Below are 13015 nucleotides of genomic sequence, written 5' to 3'. Positions count from 1 at the left end.
TTTCATTATGGTGGGGTGGGCTGTGGCAACTTCGGTTGCGCCAGTATTCCGTAGGTAGCTGGTATGCCAACTCGGTTCACCCCACCACCATCTGATTGGCATCCTTGGTGATGGGTTTAAAACTACTTACCTACGGAGTCAAATATGACTAATTTATCAATTCTATCAAAACAGATCCGTTTACATGACGGGCTTTACTCATTAAATGATTTACATAAAGCTGCTGGCAGTGAGGGCAAGCACCGCCCCGATAGGTTTTTACGCTTAGAGCAAACGCAAGATTTAATAACTGAAATTAACAGTTGCCCAGATATGGGCAACTCTTTTAAAACATTGCGTGGTATAGGTTCATTTGGCTGTAAAGAACTGGTTTACGCCTATGCCATGTGGATAAGCCCTAAGTTTCATCTACAAGTGATTCGCGCATTCGACGCCCAACAACAGGCCATCACCAAAACACCCAGCCCACTGGACTACCAGCGAATCATGCTCACAATAGAGAACGGCAAAACCACCCATACCCAAGCACTCGCGCTTGATGATATGGTCACCTCATTCGACAAAATCCCCGGTGTCCTACGAGAAAGTATGAAAATACAACCCTACCAACTCGCCCAAATAGCCAAAGCCGCCAACGAACGCTTAAGCCGAATGATCCACAAACGCTAGCCCATAAAAAAACCCGCTAATCAGCGGGTTTTAATTTTTATTAATCAGAACAACAAAGTGCTAATCAATCGTTTTTTCCCCTATACAAGCGCATAAGATCATTATAAGCATCAGCTAGAGCGTTTCGTGAATCATGGCTTTCGTTCATGTTATAGCTTTTAGGTATATTTTTATTTTTTACATACATAGTAGCCGCTACTTCTAAACGCGCACTAGCTGCATTGATTTTTGCGGTTTGAAACATTAGTTCAGCTTGTTTGGCTTGGGCTTCTGCAGCTCTATGTAACTCCCCTCGTTGGTTTGATAATTCATCACGGGTCAATTTTAGTTCTTCCCTTTGTAATTCTAACTCTTTACTTTGAAGGACAATCGTATAAATAACACCACAAAATGCAAGCCCAGTAAATAAAGTGTTTATAGCTCCAAACATACCACCAAAGGAATTTCTAGCATCCCAATTAGGCAGTTCAAAATAAATAACCAGTCCAAGAGTAACTTGTATTAATGCCACTAAACCAAACATTATCCATAATGCTCTGAATTTTTTCATCATGCTCACTTAAATATGTAAAATTAATAAAGGAATCTCGACCAATTTATCACGATCATTATATTTGTTTAATAGCTATTTTGAGCTTTCAATGTTTGATAAGACTTAAATGAAAACACCACAGCAAAAAAAAGAGCTAGAAGAAATGGAATATAAAAAATGACAGAAAACGTCTCAAATAATGAAGTAATTACAGTTGTGTGCTCTTTGGTATGTAGGCCATATCCCCAATTAAGTAAATAGCCAGTCAGTAACCACAAAAGCATTGAAATAAATGCGCCAACTTGCCAAAAATGGCCTGTTATTTCGAAGAGCATATCTAAAAATTCTGAAGTGTTATTTTTTCTACGAGCCATGCTATCCCTGCAACTAGAAATACAATTTATCTAAATTTAAGACACTAAGCCACCTAAAGCAAGATTAAAAATAAAATCATAACCGGAAAATTGTTCATTCTTTAGCAAGTTACATCACAAGCACTAAGCTATAAAAGCGAAACTCCACTAATTTGTATCGAGGTGTTTAAAAATCTAATCAAAACTAAAGATTAGCCCTATATACAGAATATATTTAATTTACAAAAAAAATTAAAAATGCAAATATAACAAATATTCTAGTAAGGAAGCTTGAATACATAATCTTTTATACCCTCCTTACTTCAATTCTAACGCAGTTTACCTAATATGAAGGAAGTAGAAAGTGTCACACAACTCATCTTTCGCCTACTTAGAAGAACAAATATCTAAAAGTATAGAAACTCTAAAATCTAAAGTGAAAGTCAACAAACGAAAAACATATTTTTGTAATGCACTATCCATAGCTATGGGAGCGGCGATAACGTTATGTTTAGGCTTAGACCTAAAAGAAGAGTTGGGACAATTGCAAAAAAACATGGCACTAATTTTAGGTTTTATTTTAACTGTCGTTAACAGTTGGATGGCTGTTTTTGACTACAAGAAACTATGGATGCGACAAAAAACGACGCTCTTAGATTTATATCAATTAATGAATGAATTACGCTACAGACAATCACAGAATGAATTTTGTTCTATAGCGCTTTTATTCGAAAAGTATCAATCAATTTGGGAAAAAGATGGTAATGAATGGAGAAAAATAATCATTCCTTCTGCACATTCTCTGGACAATAAAAACATTAATAAGAATGGTGAGCCTAATGGCACTAATAAAAATTAAAATCGATAAAATCATGATACATCAAGTCCATCAAAGGGAGGCTAGTGAGACTCGAATTAAACCAACTAGAAGTAATGAATTCATTAAATTTGATAAAGAGGCGATGGAGACTTTTGAGTCAAGATTTATTAATGCTGTAGGTTCTAATTCTAAAGCAGTGGAAATGGACATAGTTAATCAAGATAAAAGTGATTTACCATCAATAATTGATAAGCTTAGCACTGCAAATGACAAGGACTTCAAAGATCTATCATATGATGTAGCTGAAAGGTTAACATTTGCACAACAGCGAAAAAGTATACCGGGAGGAATAATAGTTGTTTTTCGAGGTACATTTGGTGGTATTCCTGCAAAAACATTTATCGGTTTGATGAAAGCTGAAGTATATAGTGCTTATGAAAAAAAAATGAATAAACTGACCCAAGAAATTACTCTTAGATTGGTACATGAAGCGTTATTAACACCTGCAACAAAGCTATATAAAACAGCCGTGTTCATGCTCACAAAACCAAATGAAACTAAAAGCTTAAAAGAAAAATGGGATGTCTTAGTTTCTGATTCCCAAATAAGTCAAACAGATGGTAAAGCGGCTGCAAAGTACTTCTATTCTACATTCCTTGGATGTGGTTACCCTGAAAGTAGTGCACGTACAACAAAAGAGTTCTTTGAGGCAACTGCAAAATTTTTGAATCAGTTAGATATAACAGAAGAAAAAAGAAATGATCTTCGAAATGCCCTAGTTTCATATTTGAAGTATGAAAATACTGATATAATTAACCCTAAAGATTTTGCTAATAGATATTTTGAACTTGAAGATAGAGATACGTTTTCAGATTATTTAGAGGATATTGGGCTCCCGACTAATTCTTTTACTAAAGACATAAGGCACATTGAAAGTAAGCTAAAAACTCGAAAACTTTCATTCAGTAAGAATGTAAAAATCACAGCTCCTTCTGATGTATTTAAAAACTATATAAGTATTGAATCGATTAAAAAGGACTCTAATGAGATGAGTGTCAATTGGACCAAAGTTATTATTAAAGACAAGATTATATCTCAAGAATGAACGAAACAAACTTCTTATCTATTTGGAGAAAAGAAAACCCTATGTACGATGCATGGGGTAAATTTGTTGTTTCTGAAATATGTGGGGCCCTAGAGAAAAAAAACATAGTCTTATCACAGTTCTTAAAACTGCCGACTACTCCACGCCTCAAGACAGAAGACTCTTTATTAGATAAAGCATTTAATAGAAAAAAAGAATACAAAGATCCGTATAATGAAATCGAAGATAAAGTTGGTTGCAGATTTGTTGTTTTGTTAATTGATCAAATCAAAACCATAACTGAAATTATTGAATCTAATCCGAATTGGGAGTTTAAGGAGTGTCGTCATTTCAGTTCTGAAAGAGCTAAAGAGCCTCTACTTTTCACTTATCAATCTGTTCATTATGTTGTTAAAGCAAAAAATGAAATCATCAGCGACAATATAACTATAAAAAAATCTACACCCTGTGAGATTCAGATTAGAACGCTTCTTCAACATGCATATGCAGAACTAACACATGATGCTGTTTACAAAGCAAAAACTCTTGTGCAACATGATGTACATAGAACCGTAGCTAAAAGCATGGCTCTAATAGAAACTACCGATGATTTTTTCTCAGATGTTCATAATAAGTTAGGCTCATCCTCTGCTGATAAGCACTTCTTACAAAATGAATTGGATAAACTGTTTATTGATTACACTGAAGTTTTACCTCTTCCTGCTCAAAAGTCCTCTTTAGTTATTTTGGACGAATTTGATAGTTATATTTCTGAAAATACTATACATGATGTTAAAAGAACACTTGATAAAAACCCTCACCTTATAGATGAGATAAAATCAGATCTTCCTTCTAACCCTCTATACTCACAAAGCATTGTGCTTTATGTTTATTATTTGATCATAAAAAGAACACATACGCTCATAGACAACTGGCCACTAAACTCAAAAATTCTTGATAAGTTAGCTGTAAATGCTGGTGTCTCACTTGATATAAATTAAAAAACACTGACGCTTACAATTTATCAAACTCTACACAAGGTTTATGTAACCTAATACTCCTTGTAACCACACCTTCCAAGCAAAAGCCATCTTCGGGTGATATGTACACTGGTGCGTAGTCATCTGAGGCCGATTGCAACAAACGCTTTTCTTTATGAATTATTTTACAAACAAAGCAGCCATTGTAAGTGGCAACCACAATATCACCTGTACTTACATCAACAGCACGATCAACAATTAACAAGTCGCCATCAAATATCCCTACCCCCTGCATAGATTGCCCCGACGCTAAACCTATAAAGGTAGCATCAGGATGCTTAATAAGTAGCTCATCCAAAGTTAAGCCCAGCTCTTTATATTGCGCTGCCGGCGATTCAAAACCAGTAATACCCGCCTCAATATAAATAGGAATAACAAACATACACACACCAAAATAAAACACTGTTTATTTATACAGTATAAGTCTAATAAGCGAGTTTGGAAAGGTAAACTAGCTTACTGAGGAAAGTGAGGTTTTTGATTAAGATTTTCTAATGGGTTGTTTATATTAAGTTTTACTGATAACGTAAATACTCAATTTGTAACAAGCGCTCTAACCGCTTGATTTTATTGAATTGTAAAAATGATAAAAATTGCAAAATTAACTGTATATAAAATCAGTTAATTGCATTTATAATGTATAAATTACAATAACTTAACTCGATATAGCGTCACATCATGGGGTGGCAGGGGTCGAGAGTTCGAATCTCTCCATACCGACCATTAATTTATTTAAATATTAAGTACTTATAATTTAAATAAAATACATATTGCTACACGCACACTAAATATTATTAATACATGTAGCATATATGTAGCTTCACTACTTACAGCTAATTCAGCTCGTTCATATGTAGTTATTAAATAAATAACTTTAATATGTAACATCATGCCCTATCTTATTTCCTAATACCCTGATGTGCAGCATAATTAACATATTTCTAGTAGATGTTTATATTTAGCAACAGCTTGTCGAGTCATTCCTATTTCGTTGGCTATAAGCACCTGTGAAGGCTTTTTCCCTTCACTTTGTATCTTCGTTATTGCTTTAGTGATTTTTTCCTCTGTGTTTGTTCTACGTGCTTTGTGTGTAAACTTAGCCCCCTGCTGTTGAGCAAGTTTTTTAGTTACGATCTTAATTTGCAGTAAAAATAGTCCGGCTCTCCCACGGTTATTTGACGAGCTATATTTAAACCAAGTGAAATTAGCCACACTCTTAACAATCCCTTTCAATTCGGAGTGGTTTAATGGGTGGATTTTAGGAAGGTCTGACGAACTGAACTCATTACACGACTGAGCAATATTAAATAAATGACTTTCCCATTGCTCATATGTCCAATTTTCTTTCGCATAATTAATGCGTTCATATGCTATGAATCTGAGTTCATGAAATACCATACAGTTTCGCGACTCAGCGACCAAAGACCAATCAAAGTCATATCGGCGTTTTTTTGTCACCTTTGTTAAATAATTATTTAATTCATTTAGACTGTATTCATGTGCATGAAGGAAAGATGTATTCCAACTTGAATTTAAAGGATTTTTACTCAAAGGGCCGTAATAGTCTGCATCAGCGCCTAATTGCAATGTCATCCCTTTTTTTACATCATCTAAAAACCTGACAGGTTTTTCACGCGATGCATTTGATGAAGGTACAAATTGCACTGCATAAAATAGATGCGCACCACCAACTACTTTAGAGCTATCAGCTCGGTCTAAACCACTTACAATTATATTCGGTGGCGGTAATAACTTATCTTCCCAGCTGAAAGTGTTTTCATCATCAATGTCAAAAACCAACCAAAACACGATGTTTTTAGGGTTTATCTGAATATATTTATGAGTTTTTAACGCTAAATCACCATACCTATAACGTGCTTCATGTTTTATATCTGCACTAAGTGTTCTAGGTGGTGTGGTTTGAAATAATCTTTGGGTTAAAAGCAACTGAGCACACTTATTCTCAACCACTAATGGCTGTAATGCTAAATTCATAATAAAAATACCTATGTCAAAAGTAATCAACATGGCAGGCAAGAAGTATAATTTTTTATGCCTGCCATATTAGCAAGCTATGTGCGGTCACCATACTTTCGAAGCCAAGTATCTAAAGTCGACTTTTCAAATAGTAGTTTGTTACCTAACTTAATACTTTCAGGCGAAAGTTTTTTAGCCAACTGCTGATCCCCCGCTTTTAAAGCGGCTTTACTTTTATTACGAATATTATAAATATGTTGAGTAGAACAGCTTAAATAAGCAGCTGCTTGTTGAGCGGTAATATATCCAGGCATAACAATCTCCAATACGTTAAAGAAGCGAAGAAATGCGCCACATAGATATGGCTTAATTGCATACACATACGTGTATGTAACTCGTTACGTATTGAAGGCAGCCCGTAGGCGCCTGTTTTTTCACTGTGAAAGTGATAGGTAGAATGTACTGAACTTAATTAAATAGGGAAATTTCTTCGCGTTATAAATAAGCATATAACATATGCTTATTTATAAATTTAAATTACTTAGGAGTATAAATCAAGGAGTTTAGCCTCTAACGGGTATTGAACTTTATAACACTCTGTTTATAACCACCGTTTTTGAATGTAGCCCAAGTTTCCAAATTTAGGCTTATATTCACTGTAGTAGTTTTCACGAAATACTTTATCCGCGCCTTCCCTATCTATTAAACCGTTTTCAAGTAAATACATTAAAGCAATAGATGGGCTTCGAGATTCACCTAAGCTGCAATAGATAAATACTTTTTCTTCATTGTCTAAAGCTCTTTTTATAAAGCCTAACGCAGGATCGATCATTTCATTACTTACATATGCAGGGTTATCACCATCAATCATGTTTAAATAAATCGCTTCCTCCGTTTCTTTAAATAAGTAGTAAGGGTTATCTTTGTTGCATCCCCTGCCACTCCAACCAACAACAGATTGGTGAGTTACATGACCATTTGCTCTGTTTAAAGCACAAACAATTTTCATGCCCTTTGATTTGGCAAGCTCATATTCTTCTTTAGTACCTACGTAAATTTCTAAATCGCCAATTCTTTTCATAATAAATCCCTTTAAGTTTTTTTTGCCGTTTAATGAATTACTGAACGATGGGTTTTTAAACTATTACTACAATCATCACAAAGCATAAGCATCCACTTAAACACTGATTGAACATGTGCCTCAGGGTAGTAATTATCGCGTTTTTTCACTTTTTCTGAACGATTATAAAACGATGAAAAAGACTCTAATTGTATATCCCAAACCTCTGATTGCTCATTACTATAATCGTAAAACATAAAGTCTAAGGTAAGTAGCTCACTAAGTACTTGTGCTTCATTAAGCTTACTTAAGTTATCTCTAATTGATAATAACTTATCACGGCTATTATCTTGACCTTGCAGTTTAATATATAAAAAATCAATCGCAGGTAAAAATGCGTAAACATTAAAATTAATCATAAAAAAACTACGCAGCTTTTCAACTGCGTAGCCTGTATTTTGTGTAAAAACCCACCTAACAATTGCACTTAAAAAAGCAACTGTCAAAACTATTTGTAGAACTCACCACGGCTATGAGCGTCACGCGCTTCTTGCTCTGTGTAGCTATCACCGCAATGATCGACATTTCCAGTTCCATCATTGTATTCATCAATGAACTTATCTTGCTCAGACTTATCATCAACATCCAGTAAAATATCAACCGTAACGGCTCCTATAAACTTAACTGCTTTCCACAACATTTGCTTCACTCGCCTCTATCTAAGTATTCCTTAGTATCGTGAGCACATTAAAGCTAAGAAACTCTTAGTTTTCAAGTTAAGAATTAAATATAATGAAAACGAATGATGGTTCACCGTTTCCAAAACGGCTAAAAGAGGCAAGACTAGCAAAAGGACTTTCGCAAAAAAAACTAGGAATACTGGCAGGGATGGATCAATTCGCGGCGTCGCCTAGAATGAATCAGTACGAAAAAGGCGTGCATTCACCCGACTTTCAAACAGTACGGGCACTAGCTAAAGTATTAGAAGTACCAACAGCCTTTTTTTACTGTGAAGAGGATGCACTAGTAGATTTAATTCTGCACTTTAAAAAATAAACTAACCGAATGGATATTTATGAAAAAAGCAGTAAGAGTTAAATTAATTTTGTATATTTCACTATTTATCGGCTTAATTATCTTCCCATTTAGCTTGTTCAAAGGATGGATATTTATTGCATATCCATCCCTTTTAATAGGCTTTACAATACCTTTCATATTACTTTTAGAGCATGATATTGAGAAGTTTCTAAAAGGGATATTTTTAATTTTATATGGGATTTTTTGGGGTGCAGTAATCCCAGAGGTATTCAGTGAGTATATGAATGGATACTTTGCCCAACAATTTGAAATTTTCAAAAATTTAGCTCTTTTTTCTTGTACCGGCGCTGGCGGTAGCATTATAGCTTCTCATTCAGAAACAGAAAGTAAGAATAAAAAGATCGAAAAAGTTGTTATTGATAAAACAGAAAAAATAGAAGAGCTAATATGTAGCATAGATAAACTGAGAAAAATAACATATCGAATCCACGCCATATATGGAGTAATTATTATATTGGTTATTCTCATCATAGTTTCAAATAGCATGCTTTAAAATACCTCTAAGAATACCAAAGCTTTATTTTCTAACAACATATAGCAAATTCATTTTTAAAGAGAGGCATCATGAGCAATAGCCTCTCTTTAAACATTGGGGCTTCGCCCCTGTCCCCCGCTATGTCGAAGCCGAAAATCGGCTTACACATAGCGGGGGACAACACATTCATACTCTTATACGCAGGTTTTATTTGCAGATTGAAAAATATTTCTAAAGTGGTAATCTTATTGTTACTGAAGCTCTAACGAGCCAGAAAAAAACAGGCGCTATTCAGCTGCCTTCAACACGTAGTAACGAGGTAAATACTATCTTTTCAAAGGTAGTAACCAACCAAAAACGGCGCACTCCAGCTGCTGACAACACGTAGAAATGAGGTTAATAATCAGGCGAGATCAGTCCGAGCCTTTCGCATGTGCGAAAAACAGGGGCGAATAGGCTTAAGTGCCGCTGAGCTTTATTGCCAGTCAATCTTACAACCTTAATACGACTGGAGTGATCCCATGAAATTCGATGCCCTAATCGAAGTCCAAAAACTAAAATTTGAAAGCAAGCTAATCGCTGGAAACCGTAAAAAAGCATCTAAGCTTGATAAACATAAATTTGAGCTAATAGAAATTTACAAGCAAGGGTCTAACATTGTCGAGCTTCAGCGCTGGCTAAAGCGTAAAGGTATCAATGCTCATTGGTCAACAATTCAAAGATGGATTAAAAAACATGGCTAAATTTGCGAAACCAAAAACTCAAGCACACAATGTCATAAAAGGGCTTACAAAAAGTAAGCTTATAAAGTCTCTTGGAACTGCCAGAAACTATGAGCAATCACTTAGCACAGTTGCTTCATGGGCTAAAGATATTGGCATAAACGGTATTCAGGCAATGACAATAGACCAAGCACTCAATTATTTAGATTACCGAAAAGAAATAGTAGGTCAAAAGTCACTGGATATGGAGCGGCAAGCTATACAAGCAATGATGAGGCTAAACGGCAAACTTAAAGACAAGCAAACACTCCCTGTTATTAAATCAATTAATCAGCAAATTCTTAAATCTCGCGCCTACACTACAGAGCAAGCACAAACAATAAGTAAGCACCAAACATCTAAATATTCATTATCAACGCAAATAGCACTCTCTTCGGGGCTTCGTGCGCATGAATTATTGACCATAGCCAAAGTTGAAGAGCGCAAAGCAGATAAACGACCAGCTTTTGATTCAAAATGGTCTGGTAGAAACGGTGTGCTATATACCGTAACAGGAAAAGGAGGCTTAACACGCGAAGTACTAATACCCCACGATTTATCAGCTAAATTAGAACTTCGTAAATTTAAACAACCTGTCACTGTTGTTGATAGAAAAATAAACTACTTACAGCGCTACGATATTGGAGGTGGCAAAAAGTGGTCTGATTCATTTAATAAAGCATCAAACCGAACTATCTCTTTTTCCAATGGCGCTCACGGCCTAAGGCACAGCTACGCACAAGAAAGACTATTAGAGCTGATACTTAACCAATATCCATATCAAATAGCATTAGAGACCGTTTCACAAGAAATGGGGCATTTTAGACCTGAGATTACTGAGGTTTATCTGAGATAGATTAATGATCATTTTTTGAACCAGCTTTGATCTGATAATTACAAAATGGATCTATTCGTATAAGCCCATGAACTTAAATATTTATTCCAATAATCCTAAGCGTAGAAGGATAATATGAGCATTATTTGAGATATAATTAAAGAACTAAATAAATATGATTTGAATTAAACTTGCTCGTGTTGATCTTTGTAGATTGAAATTCATTCAATCTAGGAACAATTTAATCGCGGCGTGAAATTTGTAGCCTAGTGGGCTAAGTAAAAATCTAGTAACAAAGAGTTAGTCGCCCCAAGAGAACCTTTCGGGTAGCGCATGTTTGGTACGCAATTTATTTATGCCGCGTTATCACTTATTTATGGGGAGTACACAACATAGACTCTGCCTTGCCAAGTACCAAACATACAGCTGTAAAATTAAACACAAAAGATCAGCATGCCCTAGCTATACAGCTCTTTATTTAATTGAATAATTATTTTATATACTCAGTTGTCCAGTACTGTTAGTTTTTCCTGTGAAAACCCTTGAAATAAAGAGTGATACTTTTTCTCTCTTTCATGATCTGAATTTAATCGCCATACAATAGTTCCCTTGAAGAAAATTAAATGAATGATATCTTTTCGTTGATGGTATTCTGCAATATTCCAAAGTACTCTATGGCATTTGTTAAACAAATTTTCAAACTTTTGCCTGTACAAATAATTGTAAATATTCAGCAATTCACCAATATCTGAATCTTTAATTCTATCTATCATCTCACATTCAATATACGCTTGGTATTTATATACTGTAGCTCGACAAAAATTGTAAGCGCTGTTATCCGACCTAATAGCCTTATCTAGATTGTTTATTTTTTCAGCGTTACTTCGATCGTTATTAATAGTAAATAGAATATTATTTGCCAAAGTATTAAAACCAAAATTTCTTGCACGTTTTTCTAGCTTAACTAGCGTTCGAATCCGCAAGTCACTCGCTTTACTTTCAGCAAGTATCACTTCTGATGATATGTAAGCGATAGAGTTTTTATGGTAGTTATTTTTATTTTCTTTAGCTAATCTAATAGCCGCATTCAAATCTTTTTGTTCCAATAAGTAAAGTCTTTCAGTGTAGATATTTTCTAAAGTCTGCTTATCTTCTTTAGGACAAAGTTTTTCACATAAATCTAAGTAATGCCCAGCTTCAAGATAGTTAGACTTTATTCGGTGCGAAGAAGCAATATGTTCATAGTATTTATATAGATTACCTTCATCAACGACTTTAATAATTTCTATTAAATTCTCTACAGCCGAAATAGCCTCAGCAAATCGAGATGAATTTCTAAGAATATACACATAAGAATTACTATAGTAGGAAAGTTTATTCATTTTTCTCAGGTTCATCTCATTAGACTCCCCTGTGTTTTTATTTATTTCAATATCTTGTTGACAAGCTTTGAGAGCATAATTTAGTAATGTGCAAGTATTATCTTCTTCAGTATTATACCCAGACTGGTATATTTTACGATTGATTGAGCTAAGCTTTATACCTTTTTGAGTCTCAATTAATGTAACTTTCAAGTATGCATTAGAAATCTCTACAACTTCTTCTCGAGATATTTTACTAAGAATATAATCTTTTATTATAGGATTAACTTTGATTAGCATTGATGAACTATCAATCATGATAGTTGTGGCTAATTCAAATCGAATAAGTTCTTGCGTGTTCTTAGGATTAAGACCCAAACCCATTTTGTCTTTTCTAAGATTTGTTAATGTTTCCCCATTTTTAAGGATTGAGAGAATATTTAACATCCTAAGAGTTAGTGCTTTTGATGAATCTGAAAACAAAACATCAATTTGATTAAGCATCGTTTTAGGGATGTGCTCTAAGTGAAATTGATCATCAAAAATATCATCATGTAACAATACTTCCTCTACTGAGCTAATTGATAAAAAGTCCATTATTTGTTCTAGTTTATCAACTACACCCTCAGAAAGTTCGTGTATTTGAAATATTTGAGTCGATGTAAAATGAGATTGTTCAAATCTATCATAAAGAATTAGCTCTGTATCGAGCAAACTCATAGCATCCAATTCAACCTCAACCCCTCTAAACTGCTTAATATTTACACTAGAAGTAAAAATAAAAAATAAATTTTTTCTAAAAATTGTAAGCATGCTCGGTAAGTTGTAAAGGTATATCAAAGCATCGACATTCATATTTCCACGTATTTTGTCGAAAATAATAAAATGAACATCTTCACTTTTAGTATTTAATAGGTATGTGAGCTGTGATATGGATTGACCAGTATCGA

At 34.5% G+C, this 13015-nt stretch carries 17 protein-coding genes; 8 read left to right on the top strand and 9 right to left on the bottom strand.

The genetic code is table 11. The annotated features are described in order from the left end of the window. Nucleotides 1–144: 144 nt before the first annotated feature. Nucleotides 145–669 (top strand): KilA-N domain-containing protein, encoded by a 525-nt coding sequence (locus H5159_RS14925; RefSeq protein WP_182780530.1) that lies wholly within the window; start codon nt 145–147, stop codon nt 667–669. Between the two features lie 64 nt (nt 670–733). On the opposite strand, the gene H5159_RS14920 is transcribed toward H5159_RS14925, so the two are convergent. Both H5159_RS14920 and H5159_RS14915 read right to left on the bottom strand, forming a co-directional pair. Continuing rightward, the gene (locus H5159_RS14920; RefSeq protein ID WP_220496462.1) at nt 734–1219 is read right to left on the bottom strand and encodes a hypothetical protein; all 486 of its coding nucleotides are present in this window, start codon (nt 1217–1219) and stop codon (nt 734–736) included. Between the two features lie 68 nt (nt 1220–1287). Further along, nucleotides 1288–1575: a hypothetical protein gene (locus H5159_RS14915; protein WP_182780528.1), complete on the bottom strand. Its 288-nt coding sequence runs from the start codon at nt 1573–1575 to the stop codon at nt 1288–1290. A gap of 343 nt (nt 1576–1918) precedes the next feature. Between H5159_RS14915 and H5159_RS14910 the strand changes: the two genes are divergently transcribed. Genes H5159_RS14910 through H5159_RS14900 form a run of 3 tightly spaced genes read left to right on the top strand, consistent with a single transcriptional unit; the run spans nt 1919 to nt 4459 of the window. Next, nucleotides 1919–2413, top strand: a complete 495-nt coding sequence (locus tag H5159_RS14910) for a DUF4231 domain-containing protein (RefSeq protein WP_182780527.1) — start codon at nt 1919–1921, stop codon at nt 2411–2413. After that, nucleotides 2394–3479: a nucleoid-associated protein gene (locus H5159_RS14905; RefSeq protein ID WP_182780526.1), complete on the top strand. Its 1086-nt coding sequence runs from the start codon at nt 2394–2396 to the stop codon at nt 3477–3479. Before H5159_RS14910 ends, H5159_RS14905 begins: the two co-directional genes overlap by 20 nt. Next, a complete protein-coding gene (locus H5159_RS14900; protein ID WP_182780525.1) occupies nt 3476–4459 on the top strand; it encodes a GTP pyrophosphokinase family protein in 984 nt (327 codons plus the stop codon). Before H5159_RS14905 ends, H5159_RS14900 begins: the two co-directional genes overlap by 4 nt. A 13-nt stretch (nt 4460–4472) precedes the next feature. On the opposite strand, the gene H5159_RS14895 is transcribed toward H5159_RS14900, so the two are convergent. The 6 genes from H5159_RS14895 to H5159_RS14870 all read right to left on the bottom strand — a co-directional run bounded on the left by H5159_RS14895 (nt 4473) and on the right by H5159_RS14870 (nt 8235). Further along, nucleotides 4473–4880 carry a LexA family transcriptional regulator gene (locus tag H5159_RS14895; protein WP_182780524.1) on the bottom strand — a complete coding sequence of 136 codons (408 nt, stop codon included), beginning with the start codon at nt 4878–4880 and terminating at the stop codon, nt 4473–4475. Between the two features lie 548 nt (nt 4881–5428). Beyond that, nucleotides 5429–6493, bottom strand: coding sequence for a replication initiation protein (locus H5159_RS14890; RefSeq protein ID WP_182780523.1), 1065 nt, complete (start codon nt 6491–6493; stop codon nt 5429–5431). A 77-nt stretch (nt 6494–6570) separates the two neighbouring features. Then, a complete protein-coding gene (locus H5159_RS14885) occupies nt 6571–6789 on the bottom strand; it encodes a helix-turn-helix domain-containing protein (protein WP_008137059.1) in 219 nt (72 codons plus the stop codon). Nucleotides 6790–7076: 287 nt separating this feature from the next. Beyond that, a complete protein-coding gene (locus H5159_RS14880; protein ID WP_182780522.1) occupies nt 7077–7556 on the bottom strand; it encodes a dual specificity protein phosphatase family protein in 480 nt (159 codons plus the stop codon). A 29-nt stretch (nt 7557–7585) separates the two neighbouring features. Next, nucleotides 7586–7954 carry a hypothetical protein gene (locus H5159_RS14875; RefSeq protein ID WP_182780521.1) on the bottom strand — a complete coding sequence of 123 codons (369 nt, stop codon included), beginning with the start codon at nt 7952–7954 and terminating at the stop codon, nt 7586–7588. Nucleotides 7955–8043: 89 nt separating this feature from the next. Continuing rightward, the gene (locus H5159_RS14870) at nt 8044–8235 is read right to left on the bottom strand and encodes a hypothetical protein (RefSeq protein WP_096793371.1); all 192 of its coding nucleotides are present in this window, start codon (nt 8233–8235) and stop codon (nt 8044–8046) included. A 92-nt stretch (nt 8236–8327) separates the two neighbouring features. Between H5159_RS14870 and H5159_RS14865 the strand changes: the two genes are divergently transcribed. The 4 genes from H5159_RS14865 (at nt 8328) to H5159_RS14850 (ending at nt 10725) form a co-directional block, all read left to right on the top strand. Continuing rightward, nucleotides 8328–8591, top strand: a complete 264-nt coding sequence (locus H5159_RS14865) for a helix-turn-helix domain-containing protein (RefSeq protein WP_165723918.1) — start codon at nt 8328–8330, stop codon at nt 8589–8591. Nucleotides 8592–8610: 19 nt separating this feature from the next. Further along, a complete protein-coding gene (locus H5159_RS14860) occupies nt 8611–9126 on the top strand; it encodes a hypothetical protein (protein WP_008136220.1) in 516 nt (171 codons plus the stop codon). 503 nt (nt 9127–9629) lie between these two features. Further along, nucleotides 9630–9851 (top strand): hypothetical protein, encoded by a 222-nt coding sequence (locus H5159_RS14855; protein WP_058549634.1) that lies wholly within the window; start codon nt 9630–9632, stop codon nt 9849–9851. Continuing rightward, nucleotides 9844–10725, top strand: a complete 882-nt coding sequence (locus H5159_RS14850; protein WP_182780520.1) for a site-specific integrase — start codon at nt 9844–9846, stop codon at nt 10723–10725. Before H5159_RS14855 ends, H5159_RS14850 begins: the two co-directional genes overlap by 8 nt. A 482-nt stretch (nt 10726–11207) precedes the next feature. On the opposite strand, the gene H5159_RS20935 is transcribed toward H5159_RS14850, so the two are convergent. Next, nucleotides 11208–12920: a hypothetical protein gene (locus H5159_RS20935; RefSeq protein WP_220496461.1), complete on the bottom strand. Its 1713-nt coding sequence runs from the start codon at nt 12918–12920 to the stop codon at nt 11208–11210. Nucleotides 12921–13015: the final 95 nt, after the last annotated feature.

The sequence above is a fragment of the Pseudoalteromonas sp. SG43-1 genome (assembly GCF_014164415.1).
Taxonomy (GTDB): Bacteria; Pseudomonadota; Gammaproteobacteria; order Enterobacterales; family Alteromonadaceae; genus Pseudoalteromonas; species Pseudoalteromonas distincta.
The sequence above is the reverse complement of the archived record's forward strand: the minus strand, read 5'-3'. Positions and strand labels throughout refer to the sequence as shown.

Bases quoted from the DNA above. Each gene is read 5' to 3' on its own strand.
- H5159_RS14925 (WP_182780530.1), top strand. From the start codon at position 145: ATGACTAATTTATCAATTCTATCAAAACAGATCCGTTTACATGACGGG.
- H5159_RS14920 (WP_220496462.1), bottom strand. From the start codon at position 1,219: ATGAAAAAATTCAGAGCATTATGGATAATGTTTGGTTTAGTGGCATTA.
- H5159_RS14915 (WP_182780528.1), bottom strand. From the start codon at position 1,575: ATGGCTCGTAGAAAAAATAACACTTCAGAATTTTTAGATATGCTCTTC.
- H5159_RS14905 (WP_182780526.1), top strand. From the start codon at position 2,394: ATGGCACTAATAAAAATTAAAATCGATAAAATCATGATACATCAAGTC.
- H5159_RS14900 (WP_182780525.1), top strand. From the start codon at position 3,476: ATGAACGAAACAAACTTCTTATCTATTTGGAGAAAAGAAAACCCTATG.
- H5159_RS14895 (WP_182780524.1), bottom strand. From the start codon at position 4,880: ATGTTTGTTATTCCTATTTATATTGAGGCGGGTATTACTGGTTTTGAA.
- H5159_RS14890 (WP_182780523.1), bottom strand. From the start codon at position 6,493: ATGAATTTAGCATTACAGCCATTAGTGGTTGAGAATAAGTGTGCTCAG.
- H5159_RS14885 (WP_008137059.1), bottom strand. From the start codon at position 6,789: ATGCCTGGATATATTACCGCTCAACAAGCAGCTGCTTATTTAAGCTGT.
- H5159_RS14880 (WP_182780522.1), bottom strand. From the start codon at position 7,556: ATGAAAAGAATTGGCGATTTAGAAATTTACGTAGGTACTAAAGAAGAA.
- H5159_RS14875 (WP_182780521.1), bottom strand. From the start codon at position 7,954: ATGATTAATTTTAATGTTTACGCATTTTTACCTGCGATTGATTTTTTA.
- H5159_RS14870 (WP_096793371.1), bottom strand. From the start codon at position 8,235: ATGTTGTGGAAAGCAGTTAAGTTTATAGGAGCCGTTACGGTTGATATT.
- H5159_RS14865 (WP_165723918.1), top strand. From the start codon at position 8,328: ATGAAAACGAATGATGGTTCACCGTTTCCAAAACGGCTAAAAGAGGCA.
- H5159_RS14860 (WP_008136220.1), top strand. From the start codon at position 8,611: ATGAAAAAAGCAGTAAGAGTTAAATTAATTTTGTATATTTCACTATTT.
- H5159_RS14855 (WP_058549634.1), top strand. From the start codon at position 9,630: ATGAAATTCGATGCCCTAATCGAAGTCCAAAAACTAAAATTTGAAAGC.
- H5159_RS14850 (WP_182780520.1), top strand. From the start codon at position 9,844: ATGGCTAAATTTGCGAAACCAAAAACTCAAGCACACAATGTCATAAAA.
- H5159_RS20935 (WP_220496461.1), bottom strand. From the start codon at position 12,920: ATGAATGTCGATGCTTTGATATACCTTTACAACTTACCGAGCATGCTT.